Here is a 25,465-nt window from a genome sequence, read left to right as displayed (position 1 = left end):
CCTGTAAAAATACGGATATCCCTTTATTAGTTTGTGAACTTAATTTATCTAATTAAGAGTTAGCAATAAATTGAGCTCGTAACGCTTGCAACTTATCACGAGTACTCGCCGCTTTCTCAAATTCAAGATCTTTTGCATATTGATACATTTCGGCTTCTAAACGTTGGATCTCTTTTTCCAATTCAGCCGTTGATAACAACGGATAATTTTCATGGATATCTGTTGCTTTGTGCCCTTTCTTATTACGTCCCTGAGAAGGCTGACCAATCTTGAGAATATCACCAACTTTCTTATTTAATCCTTTAGGCACAATGCCGTGCTCAAGGTTAAACTGTTGTTGTTTCTCACGACGACGTTCAGTTTCGCTTATCGCTCTCGCCATTGAATCGGTAATTTTATCGCCATATAAAATCGCTTTACCTTCAAGATTACGAGCCGCACGACCAATTGTCTGAATCAATGAACGCTCTGAACGTAAGAAGCCTTCTTTATCAGCATCTAAGATCGCCACCAAAGAGACCTCTGGCATATCCAAACCTTCTCGAAGTAAGTTGATACCCACTAATACATCAAACTCACCTAAGCGCAAATCACGAATGATTTCGACACGCTCAACCGTATCAATATCAGAGTGCAAATAGCGAACACGTTCACCATGCTCTTCAAGATATTCCGTTAAATCTTCTGCCATCCGTTTTGTCAGTGTTGTTACTAATACACGTTCGTTTTTCGCTGCACGAATACGAATTTCAGAGAGTAAATCATCGACTTGTGTTGCCACAGGCCGCACTTCAACAATCGGATCAAGTAAACCTGTTGGTCTTACAACTTGCTCAACAATTTCATCACCCGATTTTTCAAGTTCATATTTACCCGGTGTTGCTGAAACATAAATCGTTTGTGGTGCTAACGCCTCAAACTCTTCAAAACGTAATGGACGGTTATCAAGCGCAGAAGGTAAACGGAAGCCATATTCAACTAAGGTTTCTTTACGGGAACGGTCGCCTTTATACATTCCACCAATTTGAGGAATAGTAACGTGTGATTCATCAATTACGAGTAAACCGTTAGCAGGAAGATAATCAAATAGCGTTGGTGGTGGCTCACCGGGGCCTCTACCTGATAAATAGCGTGAATAGTTTTCGATACCGGAGCAATATCCCAACTCATTCATCATTTCGAGATCAAATTGAGTACGCTGTGTCACCCGTTGCTCTTCAACAAGTTTATCGTTAGCTAAAAGTACTTTGCGTCTATCTGCGAGTTCTTTTTTGATCTCTTCCATCGCTTCAAGAATACGTTCACGAGGTGTGACATAGTGCGTTTTAGGATAAACAGTAAAACGAGGCACATTGTAGTGAATTTGCCCCGTTAAAGGGTCAAACAGTGAAAGGCGTTCAACTTCTTCATCAAATAGCTCAACACGTAATGCATAATCGTCAGATTCAGCAGGGAAGATATCAATCACTTCACCACGGACACGAAATGTCCCCCGCTGAAAGGCTTGATCATTACGAGTATATTGTAAGTCAGCTAAACGGCGTAAAATGGCACGCTGGTCGATTATCATGCCGTTAGTCAGGTGAAGCATCATTTTTAAATAGCTATCGGGATCACCTAAACCATAAATGGCTGACACGGATGACACCACAATGACGTCTTTACGTTCTAGCAAGGCTTTAGTAGCAGATAAGCGCATTTGCTCGATATGTTCGTTAACAGAAGCATCTTTTTCAATAAAGGTATCAGAGCTTGGAACATACGCTTCTGGCTGATAATAATCATAATAAGAAACAAAGTATTCCACTGCATTTTCAGGGAAGAATTCTTTCATCTCACTATAAAGCTGTGCCGCCAATGTTTTATTTGGCGCTAACACCATAGTCGGACGATTTAGATTGGCGATCACATTGGCAATCGTAAAAGTTTTACCTGAACCTGTTACCCCTAAAAGAGTTTGATGAGCAAGACCATCATCTAATCCTTCACAGAGTGAGGCAATAGCGGCAGGTTGATCACCACCTGGTTTAAATTCAGAATGCAGTTTGAAATCTTTGCTCATATTTTCTTCTCCTCGCTGACCCTCCCTATAATACTGGATAAAAATCCAGCTTCAATCTCTATCTGATAAAATTTGTCTGAATAATTAGCATAAGTTATCCCCAATTTTGGAACTGGGATTTTTCCAAAAAGCAACCCCCTTTTTTATGAATTATTCAAAGAGACACACCAACACCACTCTCTCTATTGATTTTATTTAATTAATTGATATATAAGAATTAAAAATAAAAGTTGAGAATAACGCCAATCTTTAGCAATGCCTTGTGTTCTCTCTATTTAGAGTATTTTTATAATGGTAATACACAAGGTTATCCACAGGAATAGTGGATAACTACACAAAGTTGTTATCTCTCGGTAGGTTACGTCTTTTTTTCCACCTTAAAATATCCCTCAAAATTGACGAAATTTATTTTTTTTATTTTTTTATTGGTATAAAAAATAGACTTTTATAATTTACTTAATAACGGTCTATCAACTTAGTTTTAAACAAGAAAGATCAAGGTAAGGAGTAAAATTATGCTCTTTTACTTCATTTAAATAGGGTATTTTGCCTAAGAATGGTGCTTTAATATGCTGTTTTAATGTTGCCAAATATCCTTTCTGATATCGTCCCGCAGGTTCAACTTCATTTGCAACCCAACCCGCCAATGTTAAACCAGACTGAATAATTGCTTGTTGCGTTAATAACGCATGATTAATGCAACCCAATTTAACACCTACAGTCAAAATAACAGGTAGATTTTCATTGATAGCCCAATCAGAGAAAAATTGATTTTCTGACAGTGGAGTAAACCAACCACCAGCACCTTCAACTAAAACCCAATCAGCTTGCTGCTTTAAGTAAGACAAGCCTTCTGACATCACATCAAAATCAATAGGCTGATTCATTTCTTGGCTGACAATATGCGGCGATGTCGGCGTTTCAAAGCAATAAGGGTTAACGCGGTGATAATTTAATTTTACTGTGCTGAATTTTTGCAATGTTAACGCATCCGAGTTACGTAAACCTTCATTCAACCACTCACTTCCTGATGCTACAGGTTTATAGCCCACGGTTCGATACCCTTGGTGCGCAGCACATTGTAATAGAGCACTGCTTACTACAGTTTTACCCACTTCTGTATCTGTGCCTGTTAAAAACCATATTTTAGCCATGTGATATTTTTCCTATAACAATTTGATAAGTGAGTAAATATTTTCCTGAGTCTGTTTTCCACACATTTTCTAATGCATGGAGTTTTTGTCGTGTCATCAAGCCTTTTTGGCGATCACCTTGCACAAAATTGGCACCAACGCCCTTCAAAGAAGCAAAGAGCGCATGTAATGAATCATATTGTTCTGTGACAATTTCGGTAGAAAATTGGCAATGGAAACCAGCACAGGCGTTCTCGATATCTTGAGGGGATAAAAAGGGATTAACATGTTCATGATTATCAAGCGATTGCCAAGCGTCTCTGACTTCTTGTAATGTCGACGTGGCAAGTGTTGAAAAATAAAGTGCTCCTTTCACATTTACGGTGTTCATTAACGTTTTAACGGCAACAGATAAATCATCACACCATTGCATCGCTAAATTGCTAAAAACAATATCCACACTTTGTGGCGTAATCGCACAGTGCTCTATATCACTTTGTAGATAGCCATGGGCTCGCTGTTGCTGTTTTGCCACTTGTAACATTGAATGTGATAAATCAAGCGCAATAACAAACTTGCCTTGTTGCTTCCATTTTTGACTGAAATATCCCGTTCCACATCCTGCATCTAACACAATATTGCCACTATCATGACGTGTTAAATCCATTAATTTATTGCCGCTATAGCGCTGAATATTGGCGTGATTATCATAATGAATCGCAGCTTTACCAAATGTTTGAGCTATACGTTGTTTATCTGTTTTGACTGAAGAAAGCATGAAGCGTCTCGATTAACAGCTTAATATCTGAAAGGTGATGGCGAGTCGTTAACGTTATTCGTAAACGTGCACTTTGAGGAGGTACGGTAGGTGGAAAGATTGCTTTTATCCAAAGCCCTTTAGATTGCAGATAATCTGAAAGTGTTTGGCACAATTGTTCATCACCAATAATTACTGGCTGAATAGCGGTTTGCGAAGGCAATAATTTAATAGGGAGCGAAGCCACACCTTGGCGAAAGGTATAAATTAATTGTTGAAGATATTCCCGCTCACTATCAGCTTGCTTAATCACATTCAGTGCGGAATTTAAAGCCACAGCTTGTGCCGGTGGCATTGAGGTACTGTAAATGAGATGGCGAGCATATTGTTCAAAAAATTCAGCAGTTGGCTTGTTGCAAAGCACAGCCGCCCCACTCACACCAAAAGCTTTACCAAAAGTTACGACCAATAATTCAGGTTTAATAGCCGCTTCATCACAACTGCCTCGACCTTGTTTACCTAAAACACCTATACCATGCGCATCATCGACCATTAACCAAGCATGGTGCTTTTGGCTTATTAATGCAGTTTCTCTTAATGGCGCTTGATCGCCATCCATGCTAAATACCCCTTCTGTCACCACTAGGATTTTATTAGCAGACGTTTTATTGAGTCGTTGAGATAAAGAATCTGGCGAATTATGCAAAAAGCGCCACAACGTGGCGGGTGATAATGTGGCTGCTTCCATTAATGAAGCATGGCAAAGTTTATCAGCAATAATGATATCTTCTTTTTCAAGTAATGCCGAAATAACGCCTTGATTGGCACTGTAACCAGATGAAAATAACAGCGCATTATCGTAACCTAACCAATCCGCTAAATGTTGTTCTAACTGCGCATGAGCTTGTGTAAAACCAGTGATATGTCCTGAACCGCCACTCCCCACACCATATTCATTCGCACCTTGTTGCCACGCGTTAATCACATCGGCATGCTGGCTAATACCTAAATAATCATTGCCTGAAAAATTAAGATACTTTTCGCCTGATATCGTGGTTAGAAAGCGCCCATTAGAATGATTTATCACTTGGCGTTTTCGCCATAATGGCGTATTTCTACGCACATTAAGTTTTTCATCTAAATAGTTTTGCCAGCTCATTACAGTGCCGCGTTATAAAATTGTTCAGTGTCTTTATTGGCAACAGCGTGCATTAGCGCTTCTTCTTGCTGATTATCGCCCATTGATACCGCTAACCGCTCTGGATTTAGGCCTAACTTGCGGAATAATTGGTGATCTTTATCTTCAGTCGGATTGGTTGTCGTTAATAATTTGCAACCGTAGAAAATAGAGTTAGCCCCAGCCATAAAGCAAAATGCTTGTGTCTGTTCACTCATTTGCTCTCGCCCAGCAGAAAGACGCACATAAGAACGCGGCATCATGATACGAGCAACGGCGATAGTACGAATAAAATCAAAAGGATCGATATCCTCATTATCTGCAAGTGGTGTCCCTTTTATTTTGGCAAGCATATTAATAGGTACACTTTCAGGAGGCTGTGGCAAATTGGCTAATTGCACCAGCATTGCAGCGCGATCTTTAACTTCCTCGCCTAACCCTAAAATTCCGCCAGAACACACTTTAATACCCGCATTACGCACTTTATCAAGCGTATCTAAACGGTCTTGATAGGTACGTGTTGTCACGATACTGCCGTAAAATTCAGGTGAGGTATCAAGGTTGTGGTTATAAAAGTCCAGTCCTGCATCTGCTAATCGGTTAGCTTGTGAATCATCTAATTTGCCGAGTGTCATGCAGGTTTCCATACCCAGCGCTTTAACTTCTTTTACCATTTGCTCAAGGTAAGGCATATCGCGCTCATGCGGATTTTTCCATGCCGCGCCCATACAAAAACGTGTTGAACCTGCCGCTTTTGCTTTTTTCGCAGATTCAATCACTTGCTGTACTTCCATTAAGCGCTCTTTTTCTAATCCCGTTTTATACCGCGCGCTTTGGGCACAATACTTACAATCTTCAGGACAAGCCCCTGTTTTAATAGAAAGCAAAGTGCTCACTTGAATTTGTGAAGGGTCAAAATGTTGACGATGAACTTGTTGTGCTTGAAAAACCAAATCTAAAAATGGCATATCAAACAATGCTCTGGCTTCTTTTAATGTCCAACGTTTTAGTGCGCTCACAATACAATCTCCTTTTTAAAAGTGATTGCCAGTTTAAATAATAGGGTTATCATGTCAACTAAAATTAACCACCATTGGTTTACATGATTAAGTGAAAAATATAATGACACCTGAAGATATCGCTTTCGATTTACGCCACATTTGGCATCCATACACTTCGATGAGTAATCCGTTACCTGCTTACCCTATCGTCAGTGCAAAAGGCGTTGAATTAGTCTTGGCCGATGGTAGAAAATTGATTGATGGAATGTCTTCATGGTGGGCAGCAATTCATGGATATAATCATCCAGAACTCAATAATGCCGTTACAACACAGCTCAGCAATATGTCTCATGTGATGTTTGGTGGCATTACTCATCCACCAGCAATATCACTTTGTCGAAAATTATTAGCGATAACACCAGAGCCTCTTGAATGCATATTTCTCGCAGATTCTGGCTCGGTTGCTGTTGAAGTTGCGCTTAAAATGGCTTTGCAATATTGGCAGGCTAAAGGTGAAAAACGCCAACGTATTGTGGCGTTAAAACAGGGCTATCATGGCGATACATTTGGTGCCATGTCAGTGTGTGATCCAGATAACTCCATGCACAGTCTTTACAAAGGTTATCTGCCTAATCATCTCTTTGTGGATGCGCCAAAAACAGGTTTTTATGAAGAATGGGATCCCGCTGATATCCACTCATTACGCTCAACGCTAGAGCAACATCATCAAGAAATTGCTGCCGTTATGCTTGAACCCATTGTTCAAGGTGCTGGTGGAATGCGAATTTATCATCCCGAATATTTGAAACACGCAAGAGCCTTATGTACTGAATTTGATGTGTTATTAATTGCAGATGAAATAGCCACTGGTTTTGGTCGAACAGGTAAGCTGTTTGCCTGTGAACATGCTGAAATATCGCCAGATATAATGTGTGTAGGTAAAGCATTGACAGGTGGATATATAACGTTATCGGCAACCTTAACCACGCGCCATATTGCAGAAACCATAAGCCAAGGCGATGCAGGATGCTTTATGCATGGTCCTACCTACATGGGAAATCCTTTGGCTTGTGCAGTTGCTGATGCCAGTTTATCTCTATTAGCAAAAGGCGATTGGGTAAACCAAGTTGCAGAAATTGAAAAACAACTAAAATGCGAGTTATTACCGTTAAAACAGGCAAAAAGTGTGAAAGATGTACGTGTTTTAGGCGCAATTGGTGTGGTTGAAATGCATGAGCCTGTCAATATGGCAAAATTACAAAAAATCTTTGTTGCTGAAGGCGTTTGGATAAGACCTTTTGGTAAGCTGATTTATATTATGCCACCATTTATTATGCTGCCAGAAAACCTCACTAAACTCACTCAAGCTATTGAGAAAGTTGTTAATCTCTCATAAACCTTTTATAAAAAATAAAACCTCTAGCAAGGAAATATTTTGCTAGAGGTACAGTAATCTTTACTTCGTCACAACGGTAACCCACATAGCGCCTTTACCTACTGGATAACATGCTAATTCAGTTAATGCACCAGTGTGTTTATCAATACGAGAAACCGACGCAAAATCTGATTTTTGACCACAAGAAATCAGATAATTTCCTGTGTTATCAAGATTAAAACCACGAGGCTGTGTTTGTGTTGGGTAATAACCCACAGGTTGCAGATAGTCGCCCGCCTCTGAAATTGCCATCGCACAAATAAAACTTTCAGAGCGTTCGCTTGCATAAAGAAAACGGCCATCTGGTGTAATATGAATATCTGACGCCCAACGGGTACTGTTAAATGTTTCAGGCACAATATCGACCGTTTGCATTAAGCGATATAAATCACCCATACGACGATATATATTGATTGTCGCATCTAATTCATTAAGGCAATAAAATACATCACCATTAGGATGGAATGCCATATGACGGGGGCCCGCATTTTGTGCTGTTGTCAGCTCTTCAGTACCCGCTTCTGTTAAACGACCATCTTCTGATAAATCAAATAAACGAATATGATCTTCACCTAAGCAAGGCACAATCAGTTGTTTATTATTCCAATCAATGTTAGATGAATGAGGCTTATTTAAGCCTTCAATAATTTGAATAGGTGATTGAGGGATCCCCTTCGCATTAATAGGTAAAACAGCTAAATTACCCTGATGATAAGAAGGAACAAACAAAAAGCGCCCTGTTTTATCTAAGCATAAATGGACAGGCGTGCTTGGAATTGACGTTGTCGCCTTTTGTTCTAACTGACCATCAGAAGCTATCGCAAATGTCACCACACTAAAATGAGGACGAATACCCACATAAAGGTATTTTCCATCAGCACTTGCAATCATTGGTTGCACTTGCCCTGCAACCTCAACAACCTGCAATAAATCCATTTCACCTTCGGTGTTTAACGCATAAACATGAATTTGCTGACTCTCTGGACTTGCTACGTAGACTACCTGTTTCATCCCTTCTCCTTAAAACCCATTACCCATTGATTTATAAAGAATAATAGAACAACTAACGTTTGATTGTAACGATTAAGCTAGTTTATCTTTTATTGGTTAACGTGTAACATCAACACCATTGCATCTTAATACTATCAAGGGGCTTATTTATGTCATATCGCGTTATTGCTTTGGATCTTGATGGCACACTGCTTGATGACCAAAAACGTATCCTGCCAGAATCTTTAGAAGCACTCAATCTTGCAAGAAAAGCAGGCGTTAAAGTTTTAATTGTAACAGGTCGTCATCATGTTGCTATTCATCCATTCTATCAAGCGCTCGATCTTGATACCCCTGCAATCTGCTGTAATGGAACTTACCTTTATGATTATATTGGTAAAAAAGTATTAGAGTCTGATCCACTAACTACACAAGAAACCAGAGCTGTATTAGATCTCGTTAAACAAACCGATATCCATCACTTGGTTTATGCCGACGATGCAATGCTTTATGACCAATTATCCTCCCCTGTTCAACGCACTTTAAAATGGTCAGAAACATTACCTATCGCACAACGCCCTAATCTCGTTAAAGTCGATGATTTCTATAAAGCCATGCATGATGTTAATGCAATTTGGAAAATAGCCACTACAACGCCTGATCACGATGAATTGCGTACTTTAGTTGAGAAAATTGAGCAACAAGTAGGCTTAGAGTGTGAATGGTCTTGGATTGATCAAGTTGATATCGCCAAAAAAGGCAACAGCAAAGGCCGTCGTTTACAACGCTGGGTTGAAGCAAATGGCATGAGTATGAATGATGTTATTGCCTTTGGTGATAATTTTAATGATCTTAGTATGTTAGAACATGTTGGTTTAGGTGTTGCAATGGGTAATGCTTCAGATGAAGTAAAAGCGCGCGCTAAAATGGTCACTAAAGTGAATTCACAGCCAGGTATTGCTGAGACTATCCATAAATATATTTTGTCTTGATCACTCTCTTTAAAAGACAAAAACCTCATCTAAGATGAGGTTTTTTTATGTATTGATAAAACGAAAAAATCAAAGATGGCGACTTAGCGAAATACTTTTTATTTGCGCATAAAGCCATTGTCCTTCTTGGATATTTAATTCATCTTTTGCCCAAGGTGTGATCCTCGCCCATAAATAATTGCCATCATTGACAAGTTTTACATCAACTTGACCATCATTCGTTATGGTTTCAACCACTTTCATATGCAAAATATTACGAATACTACTATTTGAAGGACGAGTGGTAGTCAGTGATACATCAGAAGCATCAATACGCACACGCACATCACGACCGATTTTCGCCTCTATTTGAGGCAACCACAGCACTTGATTACCAAAAGCCGTTGCCGTCATATCGTAATGGCTATGGTGTTCTACCACCATGACATTGGCGATGCTACTTAACGTCTCTTTTTGTAACCAAGGACGTAATGCACTACTTGCCCATACATCTTCTAGCTTACCTGTCGCCTTAATTTTTCCTGCATCCATCACAATAACATTATCTGCAAGTCGAATAATTTCATCAAGGCTATGGCTCACATACAAAATAGGAATTTGTACATCTTGAGAGAGCTTTTCTAAATACGGCAGTAACTCACGTTTACGCGGTAAATCAAGCGATGCTAAAGGTTCATCCATTAGCATAATATCAGGAGCTGTCAGCAACGCTCGTCCAATAGCAACACGTTGCTTTTCACCGCCTGATAAGGTGATAGGAAAACGCGAAAGTAAATGTTCGATGCCTAATAAGTAAATAATGCGATCAAACTGCACTTTCATTGTCGGTGACATACCGTAAAGCAGATTTCCTCTCACTGTGTAATGAGGAAACAGCCGTGCATCTTGGAATACATAACCCACTTTACGTTTTTCAGGTGGCAGATAAATTTTCTTTTCAGTATCAACCAGTGTGTGATTATTTAATACAATCCGCCCTGAATCTGGTTTGGTTAACCCGCCAATCACATTAATCAGTGAAGTTTTACCCGCACCAGATAAACCAAAAACTGCCGTAATACTTTCTGTTGGCAGTTCAGTATTTACTTCCAGACGCAGTGATCCTAGCGCCTGTTTAAAATTCATCTCTAGCATACGCCCCCCAATCTTTTACGACCCCAACGAGTTAGCCACTCTGAAGCCATTAAAGAGACGAGCGCCAAAATAATTGCAATCACACATAAACGGGCGGCATCCATTTCCGCACCTGGTGTTTCAATCAAGGTATACATTGCCAGAGGAATGGTTCTTGTTTCCCCTGGAATATTGGAAACGAAAGTGATTGTTGCGCCAAATTCTCCCAATGAGCGCGCAAATGCCAACACAATTCCTGCGATGATCCCTGGCATAGACAAAGGTAACGTTATGGTAAAAAAGACTCGCAACGGCGAAGCCCCTAAGGTTCTTGCAGCTTGCTCCATGCGTTGATCGACAGCTTCTAATGCTAGTCTAATTGCCCTTACCATCAGTGGAAATGCAACTACTGCGGATGCAAGTGCTGCGCCTCGCCAACTAAAGGTAAAGCTAAAACCAAACCAGTTATACAACCATTCACCAATAAATCCACGTCTCCCCATACTGATCAGTAAAAGATAACCGACCACAACAGGTGGCAGAACTAAAGGTAAATGAATAATGCTATCAAGCAATGATTTACCAGGAAAACGTACCCTAACTAAAAGCCAAGCCATAAAAATACCAAAAGGTAGACTGATTATAACTGCAACAGTCGATACCTTAAGGCTTAGTATGATGGCTTGCCATTCGTATTCACTTAACATCTCCAAAAGTATAATTCCTACAGTGGGCTAAAGCCGTATTTCTTAAAGATTTCTGCGGCTTGAGGTGTTTTCAGATAGTCATAAAAATCACGAACTGCTTTATTGTCCTGACCCTTTACAACTGCCATTGGATACTCAACAGGTTTGTGGCTATCAGCTGGGAATACGCCGACCACTTTCACTTTATCACTCGCAACCGCATCAGAACCGTATACGATACCTAATGGTGCTTCATCACGTTCAACTAGCGCCATACCGCTACGCACGTTATTAGTACGAGCCATTTCTGGGCTTACTGTATCCCATGCACCTAAATATTCTAATGATTCTTTAGCATAGATACCAACAGGCACATGATCCGGATCGCCAACAGCTAATTTTCCGCCATTAAGTAAGGATTTCCATTTGGTTTCCTTATTAATAACAACGTCATTTAATTGACTATCTTTAGGGGCAATGAGTACTAAATCATTACCTAATAATGTATGACGTGAATCTGCAACCATTAAATTTTTATCAATGACATAGTCCATCCACTGCTGATCTGCTGAAATAAACAGATTTGCAGGTGCGCCCTGTTCAATTTGGCGAGCTAGTGTTGAAGAAGATGCATAAGATGCAACAACTTCAGTTTGCTTTTCTTGCTTATATTGTGCCGAAATTTCATTAAGAGCATTGGTAAGAGAAGCGGCCGCAAATACCGTTACTTTTTCCGATGCAAAACTTTGACTCACTAAAGCAAAAGAGATAACCGCACCAGCAAGTAACTTACCTGATAATTTTTTCATGTTCTAATTCCACTTAAATTAAAGGATGACCACGCTGTATATACCAAGATACAGCGTAAAATGAAAGAATTAGATGTTAGAAACTAGTTATATATCAATAAATATAACCATAAAAATAAGGATAAAAAAACAAATAGAGAAAAGGTTATATACTCTAAATAATTTAAGTCACAGCTAGGCGAAAAATGAATGAGTCACTAAGAGCATACATAAGTATGTGACTAGTGCGAATGAGTGTAGTCAACACCGCTGTGGCTTGAAGTATGACGAGTATGGCGAATAAAAAAACAGCCCTCTAAAAAATTAGAGGGCTGTTCTAAATCAGGGAGGGAGATTTTATGATTTTTTGTCTGCTTTTGGCTGACTTGGTGAAATCAGGTTAAACACTTCACCCAAACCATAAATGATGCCCATAATGAGTACCATTACAACGGGTACCATCAAGAGAGCAAACCCTAAACTTTTCAATAATTCAAGCATGATAACCTCTTTATCATGGTATATTCGGAAAGCCAGAGTTGGCATTTCTTCACGAATAACGAATAATAACGCTATAGTTGTATATATTCTAGAGAATTATCGCTTTGTGTCGGTACAAAAAATGCGATAAACACACAAAAAAGAAGAAGCCTATCATTATGCAAGCAGAAATATTATTAACACTAAAACTTCAAGATAAGCTCTTTGCCGATCCTCGCCGTGTTGCGCTGTTAAAACAGATCAAAGCGACGGGTTCAATTAGTCAAGGGGCAAAAATGGCAGGCATTAGCTATAAAAGTGCTTGGGATGCCATTAATGAAATGAATCAACTCGCAGACGAACTTCTCGTTGATAGAGCAACAGGTGGCAAAGGCGGTGGTGGTGCAACTCTTACTCATTATTGTGAGCGCTTACTACAACTTTACGATCTGCTAGGTCAAATTCAGCAAAAAGCCTTTGATGTATTGAAAGACGATTCACTCCCTCTTGATAGCCTTTTAGCGGCGATTTCTCGCTTTTCATTACAAACGAGTGCCAGAAACCAGTTTTTTGGCACGATTATTGAGCGTGATAATCTTCAAGTTCAACAGCATGTTAATGTGCAACTTGCAGATAGAAAAACGACTATTCGTGCTGCCTTAACAGAAAAAAGTGCAGATCGCTTAGGCCTGAAAAAAGGCAAAGAAGTACTGATCTTAATTAAAGCGCCATGGGTTAATATTGAAAAAGGCTCATCCTTAGCGCAACAATATGATAATGCCCTTTCAGGCACACTCACTCAAATTGAGACGGGTAGTGAAAACAGCGAATTAGTGGTGACATTAGAAGGTGGGCAAGAAGTGTGTGCCACCTGTTCTAATCAGCATGTTAAAGAGCAAAAATTGCATATTAATGACAGCGTAACGGCTTTATTTAATGCCGATCAGGTGATTGTCGCCACACTGTGTTAATTATTAGCATGGTTGCTTTTTATTAAAAAATAAAACCATCACTTAGTTATTATTTTAGAAATAATATTAAGTGATGGTTTTTAATTGGAAATAATATTTACATAAATCAAATTTATTCTAATAAACTTCTGATTAACGTATTACATTAATATTTTCCAGTTTTACTGAACTTTCTAGTCTATCACCTACTTGCATGGTAACTGGAACAAAAACGTTAAAATCTTGCAACCAAGCTTGTTTGCTACTGATTTTCTGTTGTCCTTCATGAGTTTCATCACACTGAACTAACAGATATTTTCCACTAAACTCAGATGCTATACTACCTGCATCTCCTTCGCTTAACACATTACAACGTATTGATGAAGTTATTACTTCTTTTTTAGAATCAATACTTTCCCACTGTGCTTGATATTGTTGGCCAACGACTAATGGAAATTGCAGATCTGTCTGCAACTTACGGAGTAGTGAAATATCGTGACTGATAGACATAACAAACTTTAATTGTAACTGATTAGCCAACATTAAACGTTGTACTGTCCAGATACCATAATCTTCTAGATTACGTATATAACCATCCGATTGGGCATCCAACTGTACATTGACCTTACCGTATTCGCTTACTATGGTATAACGGATCTGTTTAAAGCGAGGAAGTGCCCATGGTTTTATCAATGATTGAGTTTGATTATTAATTCCTGTAGAAAGTGGATATTTATTAAGCCATTGCGGATTATTATTACTTAAATTGGGCATTGTTGGCCCCATCAATGTTGATACAGGCTTATTAATAGCAGGTACAAAGTGTCCCTCAGCAGTGAACGTTTTTCCTTCTGGTAACTGACATAATTGATTGAAAAGTTGTCTCATTTGAAGATCTATTTTGAAACTATTTTTACGACGAATAATATCATCAGTGATCAGCGAATCAGTAATGTACCCCTCACGATCTAGGTTCATTGCAACTACAGCGTCGCCCTGATGAGTTTTACAATTATATAAATAGTGCTCAATCTTTAGCTCAAGAGGTGCATCATAAGGTGGTTCCCAGATGGTTTCTGCAAAATCATATCCTGTGCGCACTGATAAGATGTCACCAATATGCTGAATACTATTAGTATCAACAAGGTTAGTCATACCGCCGATAGACGTGTCAGATAATCTTTCCCATCGCGATTCTTTTATTGGAAATTGACAAACCATGCGGATATCTTCTGTTGTCATCAGCTTATTGTCTTGAGCTGGTGCATAACGAAGATAATTATTACCGTAATAGCGAGCTTTGGTTAGCCCTTCTTCATTCAATACATCCTTATATAAAAGCTGAGCTTTGTTCTGCTTACAATCAACAGAATGCCAATGCTGAACCGTTTCTCCATTATTATCCGTTAATGACACCATGTAATTCACACGATCATGGATCCTAATTATAGATAATGGATTAATTTTACTATTTATCAATGAAGGCTTATTCGTTGCATAGACAAAAGAAAATAACAAATAAGGTAGAAATAAAAATAAAATAATAAAAAAACGTAAGCTATACATATATATTTCTTTACTGATTGATTGTTTTTTATAGTTAATATGGTAGAAAATCACTATATATTGTTAATACTAATTAGTTCTATTTATTAGAATAATTATTTAGTAGTCTCAGTAGAAATAAAGTATTTAAACTTTACGACTAATACAACGTGTAAAAGCTTCTTTTATTGAGGCACCTAAAACCTCGTCACTGCAATTGCTTTTTAATGTAATAATTGCATTGTTAGGTATACTTTTACCAATCCAATGATCCAATCGTAAGTGATCATAAGGAATAATAGATATAATACCATCAGTCACATTCACATTACATAAGTTCATGTTTTTGAATAGTGTCGTTTTATTTTTATAATCACATTCTTTAATTATTTTTTTTATCCATTCAGAATATAATCCATCGTTATTACGCATTTCATGATATTCAGATGAATTAGCATTTAATATTTCGCTTTGGATTAATGCATTTCTTGTAAAGAAACCCAAATCTGCATCAAATGGATCTTTGGATAAAACCTTATAACCTTTTTTAAAATCCATAAAATAAATACCGCTTTTTGAAAGAGTTATTATAATATAATAATCATTATTAAAATAGATACTTGCTCTTAAGTTATTTTTTTTGATATAGACACTATTTACTCCTCAACTATTGTAATATTAACCTTAATATTTTTTGAAGATACATTTTTAATAAAATTATTAATAGCATCTCATTGTTGTTTGGTTGTTCTTGCAGGAACACCTAATTCTAGAGTTTTTGATTTAACATCACTTGGTAAAATCTCAGCGCTTCTCTTTCTTTCTCCAGAATATTTATCCATTTAAGTGTTTTTAAATAAGAACTACCACCTAATTATTATTTTTAAAATAATATTAAGCAATGGTTTTGGCTTGATTAATATTTCTATTAAAAATGAGTAGCTAGTTTATTTACTCTGAATACATACGAGTAAAATAATCGCTAATTTTATTGTTATCGAGCAATCTATCTTTGGTAAAATCAATACTATCAGAAACTACAATATATTTTCTTAACTCTTCAGGAATATCTTTTATCGTTGCATAAATAGTTGGAACAATAAAACGAAAATAGTCACCCATTTTTGTTTCACCCTCATAGCCAATGGGATAATCTTCTCCTATAGATTGCCCCTCTAATGCTTCAAAATAAAACATTCCCATTTTAGCCCCTATTCCCGCATCAGAATGATTCCCATCCCATTTTTCAATTCAAAATCAAATTTTTTTATTATTTTTGATTTACCATATTTTCTATAAGTATAACTTGAATATAAATCAACAATATAGTAGCATTCTTATTTATTTTATTGTTGTATTTTTCTGATTCACCATCAATATATTCAGATAAGTCATCCAAATATAATTTAATATCAGGTATCGATAATAGTACTTTAGGTAACCACCCACTATTGTTATTATACATTTTTGCTAAATACCTTTGATTATCCATGGCAACCCACGCATATGTGTAAGATGAACCTGGTACCCATTCTGAAATTAGAGATAAAGCCATATATCCTTATTTTAATTAATAGGTCCATCCCATCGTAATTGATGACGTAATTCATTAGGGACCAAGTTAAATAACATTTTAATATACTTGATATTACCATCATATAATATACTTATTTTTGAACTGCATTTTTCAGTATATGTTTTAGCTTGAAAATTTAAAAATGAAATATCATTTTCATCAAAATCTTGATTAAGTATTTTTTTGGGTAAATTATGAATTAACTGTAATTCGTAATAACAAGATTTATCTTTTGCTTTTGCTATCATTCCTCTAGACTGAATATTTCTTAATTGGGGCAAAATCCAATACATCATATCTATGTATATTTCATTTTTAGTCATATATTCTCACTTTATTTTTCTTACAGGTAATGGCTTTGAATCAACTATAGGATTGTCTATTTTAGTCCAGCTTCCATTATCTAACAATTGATTAATATATTTTATTTCTCCTATTTCATTATATATTTCCACTGCAGCAACCATCCTATGGTTACCTTCCGTTACATAATAAACACCCTTTTTATCTATATAACCCGCAATAATACCTGATGGAGCTTTGTAGCTATAAAAGTTTTTAAGCATATCAGCTTTTATTAAATCAACTGCATCAGGATCACTTAATCCTACTTGTCCACTTTTTATAGAAGAAACCAATTTATTTCTTGTGGTAATCTTAGCTGATGTCTTAGCTATAAGCTGAGAACTTCCTTTCGCAACTCCAGCACCACCAGCAAATAAGCCTACGAGATCAAAAATGAGTTTTCCACTTTCAACACCCGCATTAAATGAACCAGATACACCTGCTTTTTGATATTCTGCTTCCAGTTTTTCAATACGCTCGATATACGATTGCTTAACCGCTTGAGTTAATGTATCGAAAGCATTATCACTTTGAATAACCGCTTTGATAGCTTGGTATGTTTCTAATGGATTTGTAGCAAGAGAAGCGAGCCCTTCAATCGTTTCATACAATCCTGTTGGTATACCTGCTACAAGGCCTGCATTAAACCCTGTATCTTGTCCTATATCTGCTGATAGCCATTTAAGATAAATTGCTGTCTTTTTAAAATAATTAGTTTCAGCAGATAATTCTTTCTCCATTAATTTTTGCTGATGATGAGAGAGATAATTGTAACGGAAACTATTTTCAGCCCCTCTAGCGCCACTATATACACCACCTGGCTCACCAGTAAAAATTCCACCTGCAATGCCACCAAATAATCTAACAAATTGAGCTTGTGATTCTGATTTTTTCTGCCACTCCTCAGCCTTAATAGTATTATCACCCAACGAAATAGCCGCAATTTCAGCAGCTAAACTGCCGACAATTGCACCTTTAACATTTCCTCCACTAATTTGGGCAGATAAACCAGATAATGTTGCATGACTTAACACCTTTCCTGCATGCCCTAATACCGCACCGTTATCACCAATTAGGTTGGCACCTTCTGCATGGAATTGACTACCAATATTGCTTAATAGCGCGGTTTTAAAATTATCAATAAAACTACCGCCTTGAATGGCAGTACCCAGTGTTGAGCTAACAACTGAATGCGAGGCGACACGCTGTGCAACTTGATTCCATGTTGCGTTATCAGTAAGCAGTAACTTACCTGTTGAAGGTAAGGTTCCTCCTTGGATTGCCTGATCCCACCCCATAAATTGGTCAAGACCTTGCAATGCCCCTGCCACCACCATGCTTGTAACAATAGATTTAGCGGTATCACTACGGCCGAGGGATTCAATAGTTTTATAAATACTGCCTTTGTTCTCAGCTAAAGAGACCGCAGCTTGAGATACTAAAGAGGCAAAACCCGCTTGTGCCGCAACCGATGCCGTTGAAGCCACACTGGCTGATGCACCTGCCGCAATAGTTGCTTCACTTGCCATTCCACCAATGGTTGCCGCCGTTGCAGTACCGTAAGTTGCAACCCCTACCGCGATAGCAATGACCGCACCGACAACAGGATTTAATTGCTGAGTTTTATCATCCCAATTGGAATAAGTGTCTTTAACTAAATTCCAATTAATATTTTCTTGACGTTGGAGATCTTTAAGCCAAGCATATTCTGGTGTATTACTTAAAACAGTTAATGCTTGTTCTAATGATTGCTCTTTTTGGGCTTTAATATCCGCAGTTATGCCTTTTGGGGCATCAATTGTGAGCATTCCACCAATATAAAGTTCAGGTAATACCCATATTCCTTTGGTATATCCCTGATCACGCTGAGTAATATAAATATCTTTTGAATTGGTAATAACTTGTTTAAAGGCAGTGTTTTTTACTGCTTTAAAATTAACTTTTCCTGTTTTACTGGTTAACTTCGCATTTTTTGTTGTATCAATTTTAGTAGCTTCTAAAGTGATATCATCTTTAGCAAATAAATTAATATTGCTATTAGCAATAAACTCGGTAACTTTATTATTGGTGTCATAAAATGTTTTCGTATATTTCTTTTTAGTAACACACAAAGTCCGCCAATTACATTTTTTCTTTTCTTCTTTGTAGTAACTCGATTCTTCCATCGCTTGCGCGTAAAGGAATCCTCCTTTAGCGGCGATATCCATCTCTTTATTTGCAGTTAATTTTGATGCCTGAAATAAAATACTGCCTTCAGATAATAATGTTAGATTATTACCACTATTAATTTCAGTACTGACTTGTTTACGAAGTTCTTCTAAGTCAGAACCCGACTCTTTACGAAAATGCGTTATTACTGATCCCAATTGAATATTGTCACCACTTGAAATAGTGACATCACCCTCTGATTTAAATGAACTTCCTTCTGTGATTAATGTACCTGATGACGCAATAGAAATGCCTTTATTGCCAGTTATCATTGCTGTGGCATACTGAATATCTTGAGCATCTTCATGGGGATCTTTGATAGCAGAATAAGCGTTTGCACCCAGCTTTATATTTCTACCGGCTAATACAATGACTTTATCTTTTGAATTTAATATGGTTGAAGTTAAATCAATATCACGAGCGGCGTTTAAAATAAGGTTATTGTCTGAAAATAATTTAGATTGTAATTGAGGATAATGAATATCACTAAAGAAAGGATCGGCATCTTTTATTGATTTAGAGGAAAGAAAAATATCCTGTCCGGCATTAAAGGTTATGGCTTTATTACTATTATATTTTATTCCTTGACTAATAATATCTTTACCGGAAGTAAAAATCATATTATTACTACTTTCCAAAATCCCCATATGAATTAAAAACCCTGGAATATATCCACTATCTCTAATAAAAGGCACTAAATTAAAAAGAAAAGATTCATCACGATTTATTTTAATATTTTCTAGCGCAGATAAATTTATTTCATTAGGTTTATTAATTATTACATTTGAAATGTCAATATTTTTTCCAGAGTGAAAATCTATTTTTTCAGAAATATCAATATATGGTGATTTAATACCTTTTAGAGTATAAAAGGTAGTGGGATTAAATAAATGACTAATATCTCCCTTTTTAGTTGTAGTAGAAAAATATTTTGCTGCTACATCTATATTCTCAAATTTTATAGTATCAGTCGCTGTCAAATTTATATTTTCATCAGCTAATAACTCTGAATTATTTATATTTATATTTTTATCAGCAATAATAGATAAAGAATCCTTCGCTGTTAAATTTAAAGAAATATTCACATTATTAGCATTTAATAATATATTTTTAGCTAATATAGCATTTTCAAAATCTGATAATCCTCTGAATTTTTTTATTTCTTTTCCTGTAGATGGAAGCTTGCGCTCTAAATCTATACTATTTTTAAAATCTAATACTAAGTTATTACCTGCTTTTATTATATAATCAGAAACGTCATTTACAGAAAACTCATAATGACTCCCCGTTTTCACAAAAGGTACGAAATGACTTATCTTATTGAACTTAGCTTCATCAAGTTTATATTTAACTATATCATCACGATAATAAAACTGAGAATTATCATGAGAATACAAATCCCATTTATTAAGATATCCAGAACGATAGTAATATAATTGTGCATTACTGCCTGTTGCGATTAAATTATTATTTGCAATAATTCTAGATTGATTATTAATAAACTCATTAGATTGTATATATAAATTATTCCCTGAAGAAATAACACTTGGAACATATTGTTCACTTTTTTCAAAATATAAACGTTCTACATTAACTCCTCCATTATTTTTTAAATCTAAGATATCAAACCATTTTTTATCAGAAAAATCTTTTAATTCAGGAAATAAAATAACTAAAAGAAAATCATCCGTAGGACTTCTGGAAGGAGAGAGGAGATGATTACCGATATTTATAGAGAGTTTAGAATCAGGCTCTTGTTTTATTTCTTTAAATAAAGATGTAATAGATTCATTAACCAACTTCTTTGTCCGAATAATCAAATCACCCTTTTCTGTTTTTATCGTGGCGGATTGATTTTCAATTAAACTACTAGGATCACCCTGTGCATTTTTTTGTATCCATAAATTATCTTTTGCTTGAATAAGTGCTTTTTCGCCTTTATTAGTGAGTTTATCTGCAAATAAACGCATATCTTTTTCTGAGATAATTTCACTATGATTAGTTAGCGCATGAGTTGCTAAAGTTATATCCCTTTTTGCTTTTAACTTTGCATTACTGTTAATTTGTAGTTCTTTACTGCTAACATTAATATCTTGTTCAGATTGAATATTGCCATTAAAGGTAATTTTTCCATCAACAGTTAAATTCATACTGTTTTGAATTGTCTGAATATCACTTAAATTAACACCAACGCCCTTTTCTGTGCTGACTAGGCGTATTTGATTGGCATACATTCCCCCCAGTGCTTTTGTATCAATAGATATTGTTGGTTTTATACCTTCTCCATTAAGGCTATTTACCGTTCCTTTTTCAAAATCAATACGGTTATTTCCTTGCATTAAAGAAAGATTTTTAGCGTTTATTTTTCCATTTAATTCAATACTACGGCTAATAATATCAGCATAATTTTGCAGCTCGGTATTCATACCTTGTTTACCAATAACAATACTGCCTTTTTTTACTTCTATTGCTGAATAGGCACCTTGAGGGCTAAATTGAGGTTTTCCTGTCGTAAGCGTAATTACCGGGGTATTAATAAACGAACAGCCATCACACGTAATACCATTCGGGTTTGCAATAACCACTTTCGCCTGTTTACCTGCAACTTCTAATTTCCCTAATAACTGTGAATATCCATTTCCCACAACCTCATTAATAATTAAATGCGCTGCATTACCTTTTAAATTAGCATTGGCATTCACTTGTTTAGCTAATTGTGTATTAACAGGAGTTGTTGCATTATTAAGTACAACACCTTGTTTACCAACATTAAAAGAATGAAATTGATTATGAGAAACACCAATATCATTAGGTGTTGCAATATTAATAATAGGAACTGTATTTTGCTGACTTATTTTTATTGTTTTATCGGATGGAGTAATTATAGAACTCCAAGCGGGATGTAATGGGTAAATAGCGGTTAAATAAATAATGCTATAACTAATTAAACGCTGTTTTCGAGAGATATCCTTTTCGTCCATAAAAACTCCAAATTTTAAATAGCCAAAGAAATAGACCAAAATAATGACCAGTGTTCTGGTTTTAGTGATTTTGGGTAAATTAACGGTTTATTCATTAATATCTGAGAAAATAAAATGGAATGATAAAAAGAAACACCTATTGCGCTTCCTATTATTTTATTCTTCTTTGTTTCATATTTATCTGAATAAGCAACACCATAATCAAGTGCAAAAATAAAATTAACATCACCTAAAAAATAATTTATCTGTGGTGTGTTTATTTCATTACGCCAATAAAAACCATTATTTGCATTCAGGTTTGTTTCTTTATATCCACGGACTGCTTTTATTCCATCAATTGTTACTCGTTCTATACTATAAAGATTATCTGGCGTATATTGCCCATAAAATGACGTAATATAAGAAAATTTGTTAAGAAATAAATGTTGATAGCTTAAATTTATGCTTAGTTTTCGGTAATGACTACGAGGTGAGTTTTCAGCAATATAATCAGGTGATGCACCAAAAAAAGAAAGCCCCATTTCTACCATTGGATTAATCGTTAAATATCCTCGTTTGAGAGTTAAACTATATTGAGGACTAAATGATAAAGAGGTTAATGTGGGGCTATTTATTTGTAGTTTCTGTTGTGCTAATTGTGTCCTTACTTTTTTATTTTTCAGCGAACTCTTTAATATTATTCGCTGCTTATTATCACGATAGACTAAACGACTAATATCAAATTGCTGATCTCTATTTTTGTTTTTATAAGCGTGTTGAACATTATGACTGAGGAAAGGATAAGAGGATTGACTATGAGATAATTGATACTGATAAAACCAGTACCCATAAGGAATATTTACACTTGCAGAATAAGAGCGAGAATAGTGCGAACGAGATAAATCTGTATTTGTACTCAGTGAGAAACTCCATTGTTCGCCTAATCCAAATAACGAATCTATTGTTGTGGTATTGGCTAATAGAGTTTTACCTGTTGTTTTAGTACCTGAATTATCAAAGGTTAATTGATTTTTAAAAGGCAATTTTTTATTGTTTTGAACAATAAAAATAGAAGAATATCCCACACTATCGCTAGGTTTAATATCTAATGTATATTGTGCTGTTGCTAATCGATTAAGCTGTTCAAGCCCATGCTCTAAATCACGTAAATTAAGTCTTTTTTCTTTGTACGATGGAAAGATAATATTGACTAATCGAGAAGAAATATTATCAATAAAAATATCTTTTATTTTTCCCTCTATCACTTTAATCGTAAGTTTACTATTAGTGAGATCTTGATGAGTAATAAATGCTTGTGAAGTGATATAACCTTTTTTAATATATTCATTTGTTATAACACTAACAATACTCTGTATATCATTTACTGTTAAACATCGATGTAGATATTTTGATGTTAGTTTATTCTGCTTTTTGCCACTTAATAACTCAGCATTTTCTATTTTTATTTCATTAATCAAAAAACAATTATTTTTATCAACACCATTATTATTAATATTGGGAAAACTCATTTTACTTACTAATATTAGCAATAGAAATAATAATAGTTTAATCTTTTTATTTTTAAACTTATGCATATAAAAATCATCCTTGAGTTATTTTTTATATGATTGCATAAAATTTCTGACTAAATAGTTATCATTTTTTAAAAGACACTTAAGCTTTTTTTGCCTAAGAATAATTCAGCAAATATTGACAATTATTAGTTAACCCGATATTGGTAAGTACTCTACTTGCTCTAAAAAGCGACGGATAAAAATAATGAAATACTTGCAACTCAAAAAAACACAATTTCGATTAAGCGATACACTCTGTTTGCAAATTAATGATTTAACAATTAATGAAGGTGATAGTTGGGCATTTGTAGGCAGTAATGGAAGTGGGAAAAGCGCATTAGCAAACGCATTATGTCAAGAAAGTGTCTTGCTATCAGGTGAGTTCATTAATACCTTTACTCGTCCGATAAGCCTCTCTTTTGAAAAATTACAAAAAATAATCGAAGAAGAGTGGCGTCGCAATAACACAGATTTACTTAGTGAACGTGAAGACGACACAGGTTTAACGGTTGCTCAAGTTATCCAAATGCAGGTAAAAGATAATGATAAGTGTCTTTTATTAGCAAAACAATTTGGTGTTGAATACTTATTATCAAGACGTTTTAAATATCTTTCTACTGGTGAATCTCGCAAAATACTGCTTATTCAACTGTTAATGAATGAACCTGATCTATTAATCTTAGATGAGCCTTTTGATGGTCTAGATATTGATTCTCGTCGTGCACTAAATGAATTACTCATACTATTACATCAACAAAATCTGACGATTGTACTTATTTTAAATCGTTTTAATGATATTCCTGATTTTATTCAACATGCAGGTTTACTTATTCATTGCGAATTAGTGGCTAAAGGTGAAAAGGAGTCGATTTTATCTGATTCAGTGATCGCACAATTATCTCACAGTGAAACACTTAAAAGCTTCACATTACCTGAACAAGACTCGCCAGATGCAATCCCACAATTATCTCCCACACTTTCCCCAATCATTTTAAAAAATGGTGTAGTGAGTTATAACGACAAACCTGTACTTTATCATTTAACTTGGGAAGTAAAACCGCAACAACATTGGCAAATCTTAGGTCCTAATGGCGCAGGAAAATCGACATTACTAAGTTTGATTACAGGCGATCACCCTCAAGGTTACAGTAATGACTTAACGTTATTTGGCCGTAAAAGAGGAAGTGGTGAAACAGTATGGGAAATTAAACGCCATATCGGTTATGTCAGTAATGCCTTACACCAGAGCTATCGTGTCTCTTCAAGTGTAAAAAATGTCATTATTTCAGGATTTCACGACTCAATTGGTATTTATCAGGCTATTACAGATAAACAGCTTAAACTCGCTGATGAATGGTTAGCATTAATTGGTTTAACAGCCCATGCCAATAATCCATTTCATGCCTTATCATGGGGACAACAACGTTTAGTATTAATTGTTAGAGCGTTAGTTAAGCACCCTACTTTGCTTATTCTAGATGAACCACTGCAAGGATTAGACACAACGAATCGACTCTTAGTACAGCGTTTTATTGATATCATGATAAGCCATAGTAATACACAGCTTTTATTTGTGAGTCACCATCAGGAAGACGCACCATTATGTATTACTCATCGATTGACTTTTATTAAAGACGGCGAAATTTATCGCTATCAGCAAGAAATTTGTTAAAGATGGATTTTTACTGTCATA

21 protein-coding genes are annotated in these 25,465 nt (G+C 35.9%); 4 read left to right on the top strand and 17 right to left on the bottom strand.

What is annotated here, in order from left to right:
* Window positions 1–52: 52 nt before the first annotated feature.
* The 5 genes from uvrB to bioB form a co-directional block, all read right to left on the bottom strand.
* Window positions 53–2,062, bottom strand: coding sequence for an excinuclease ABC subunit UvrB (uvrB, locus tag ACNARN_RS07005; protein WP_198626133.1), 2,010 nt, complete (start codon window positions 2,060–2,062; stop codon window positions 53–55).
* A gap of 470 nt (window positions 2,063–2,532) precedes the next feature.
* Window positions 2,533–3,216: a dethiobiotin synthase gene (gene bioD, locus ACNARN_RS07000; RefSeq protein ID WP_416304279.1), complete on the bottom strand. Its 684-nt coding sequence runs from the start codon at window positions 3,214–3,216 to the stop codon at window positions 2,533–2,535.
* The gene (bioC, locus tag ACNARN_RS06995; RefSeq protein ID WP_198620435.1) at window positions 3,209–3,973 is read right to left on the bottom strand and encodes a malonyl-ACP O-methyltransferase BioC; all 765 of its coding nucleotides are present in this window, start codon (window positions 3,971–3,973) and stop codon (window positions 3,209–3,211) included. Before bioC ends, bioD begins: the two co-directional genes overlap by 8 nt.
* On the bottom strand, window positions 3,948–5,111 hold the full coding sequence (bioF, locus tag ACNARN_RS06990; protein ID WP_198620434.1) for an 8-amino-7-oxononanoate synthase: 1,164 nt from the start codon (window positions 5,109–5,111) through the stop codon (window positions 3,948–3,950). Before bioF ends, bioC begins: the two co-directional genes overlap by 26 nt.
* A complete protein-coding gene (bioB, locus tag ACNARN_RS06985; RefSeq protein ID WP_416304278.1) occupies window positions 5,111–6,148 on the bottom strand; it encodes a biotin synthase BioB in 1,038 nt (345 codons plus the stop codon). Before bioB ends, bioF begins: the two co-directional genes overlap by 1 nt.
* A gap of 103 nt (window positions 6,149–6,251) precedes the next feature.
* On the opposite strand from bioB, the gene bioA reads away from it, so the two are divergent.
* Window positions 6,252–7,526, top strand: coding sequence for an adenosylmethionine--8-amino-7-oxononanoate transaminase (bioA, locus tag ACNARN_RS06980; RefSeq protein ID WP_349443182.1), 1,275 nt, complete (start codon window positions 6,252–6,254; stop codon window positions 7,524–7,526).
* Between the two features lie 60 nt (window positions 7,527–7,586).
* Here the strand turns inward: bioA and pgl are convergent, their stop codons facing one another.
* A complete protein-coding gene (gene pgl / locus ACNARN_RS06975) occupies window positions 7,587–8,576 on the bottom strand; it encodes a 6-phosphogluconolactonase (protein WP_196534317.1) in 990 nt (329 codons plus the stop codon).
* A gap of 149 nt (window positions 8,577–8,725) precedes the next feature.
* On the opposite strand from pgl, the gene ACNARN_RS06970 reads away from it, so the two are divergent.
* Complete coding sequence (locus tag ACNARN_RS06970) at window positions 8,726–9,547, top strand: pyridoxal phosphatase (protein WP_109373973.1); 822 nt, start codon at window positions 8,726–8,728, stop codon at window positions 9,545–9,547.
* A 69-nt stretch (window positions 9,548–9,616) separates the two neighbouring features.
* Here the strand turns inward: ACNARN_RS06970 and modC are convergent, their stop codons facing one another.
* The 4 genes from modC to ACNARN_RS06950 form a co-directional block, all read right to left on the bottom strand.
* Window positions 9,617–10,681, bottom strand: coding sequence for a molybdenum ABC transporter ATP-binding protein ModC (gene modC / locus ACNARN_RS06965; RefSeq protein WP_198620430.1), 1,065 nt, complete (start codon window positions 10,679–10,681; stop codon window positions 9,617–9,619).
* On the bottom strand, window positions 10,675–11,367 hold the full coding sequence (gene modB / locus ACNARN_RS06960) for a molybdate ABC transporter permease subunit (RefSeq protein WP_160230862.1): 693 nt from the start codon (window positions 11,365–11,367) through the stop codon (window positions 10,675–10,677). Before modB ends, modC begins: the two co-directional genes overlap by 7 nt.
* A gap of 17 nt (window positions 11,368–11,384) precedes the next feature.
* Window positions 11,385–12,155, bottom strand: a complete 771-nt coding sequence (gene modA, locus ACNARN_RS06955) for a molybdate ABC transporter substrate-binding protein (protein WP_198620429.1) — start codon at window positions 12,153–12,155, stop codon at window positions 11,385–11,387.
* A 336-nt stretch (window positions 12,156–12,491) separates the two neighbouring features.
* Complete coding sequence (locus tag ACNARN_RS06950; RefSeq protein ID WP_071788544.1) at window positions 12,492–12,635, bottom strand: AcrZ family multidrug efflux pump-associated protein; 144 nt, start codon at window positions 12,633–12,635, stop codon at window positions 12,492–12,494.
* Window positions 12,636–12,793: 158 nt separating this feature from the next.
* Here ACNARN_RS06950 and modE point away from each other — a divergent pair, with 158 nt between their 5' ends.
* Window positions 12,794–13,585 (top strand): molybdenum-dependent transcriptional regulator, encoded by a 792-nt coding sequence (gene modE, locus ACNARN_RS06945; RefSeq protein ID WP_100159468.1) that lies wholly within the window; start codon window positions 12,794–12,796, stop codon window positions 13,583–13,585.
* Window positions 13,586–13,717: 132 nt separating this feature from the next.
* Here modE and ACNARN_RS06940 read toward each other — a convergent pair whose 3' ends face one another.
* From ACNARN_RS06940 to ACNARN_RS06910, 7 genes are all read right to left on the bottom strand, one after another.
* Window positions 13,718–14,983, bottom strand: a complete 1,266-nt coding sequence (locus ACNARN_RS06940; RefSeq protein ID WP_141650230.1) for a hypothetical protein — start codon at window positions 14,981–14,983, stop codon at window positions 13,718–13,720.
* Between the two features lie 273 nt (window positions 14,984–15,256).
* Window positions 15,257–15,754: a contact-dependent growth inhibition system immunity protein gene (locus ACNARN_RS06935; RefSeq protein ID WP_416304323.1), complete on the bottom strand. Its 498-nt coding sequence runs from the start codon at window positions 15,752–15,754 to the stop codon at window positions 15,257–15,259.
* Between the two features lie 306 nt (window positions 15,755–16,060).
* On the bottom strand, window positions 16,061–16,312 hold the full coding sequence (locus ACNARN_RS06930) for a hypothetical protein (protein ID WP_416304277.1): 252 nt from the start codon (window positions 16,310–16,312) through the stop codon (window positions 16,061–16,063).
* Between the two features lie 67 nt (window positions 16,313–16,379).
* Window positions 16,380–16,664, bottom strand: a complete 285-nt coding sequence (locus ACNARN_RS06925; RefSeq protein WP_416304276.1) for a hypothetical protein — start codon at window positions 16,662–16,664, stop codon at window positions 16,380–16,382.
* Window positions 16,665–16,675: 11 nt separating this feature from the next.
* A complete protein-coding gene (locus tag ACNARN_RS06920) occupies window positions 16,676–17,008 on the bottom strand; it encodes a zinc ABC transporter substrate-binding protein (protein WP_129040089.1) in 333 nt (110 codons plus the stop codon).
* A 6-nt stretch (window positions 17,009–17,014) separates the two neighbouring features.
* On the bottom strand, window positions 17,015–22,219 hold the full coding sequence (locus ACNARN_RS06915; RefSeq protein ID WP_416304275.1) for a DUF637 domain-containing protein: 5,205 nt from the start codon (window positions 22,217–22,219) through the stop codon (window positions 17,015–17,017).
* Between the two features lie 14 nt (window positions 22,220–22,233).
* The gene (locus tag ACNARN_RS06910) at window positions 22,234–23,793 is read right to left on the bottom strand and encodes a ShlB/FhaC/HecB family hemolysin secretion/activation protein (protein WP_416304274.1); all 1,560 of its coding nucleotides are present in this window, start codon (window positions 23,791–23,793) and stop codon (window positions 22,234–22,236) included.
* A 184-nt stretch (window positions 23,794–23,977) separates the two neighbouring features.
* Between ACNARN_RS06910 and modF the strand changes: the two genes are divergently transcribed.
* The gene (modF, locus tag ACNARN_RS06905; protein ID WP_416304273.1) at window positions 23,978–25,444 is read left to right on the top strand and encodes a molybdate ABC transporter ATP-binding protein ModF; all 1,467 of its coding nucleotides are present in this window, start codon (window positions 23,978–23,980) and stop codon (window positions 25,442–25,444) included.
* Window positions 25,445–25,465: the final 21 nt, after the last annotated feature.

Origin of the sequence: Proteus sp. TSJ240517, from assembly GCF_047921575.1 — a bacterium.
Classification (GTDB): Bacteria; Pseudomonadota; Gammaproteobacteria; order Enterobacterales; family Enterobacteriaceae; genus Proteus.
The sequence above is the reverse complement of the archived record's forward strand: the minus strand, read 5'-3'. Positions and strand labels throughout refer to the sequence as shown.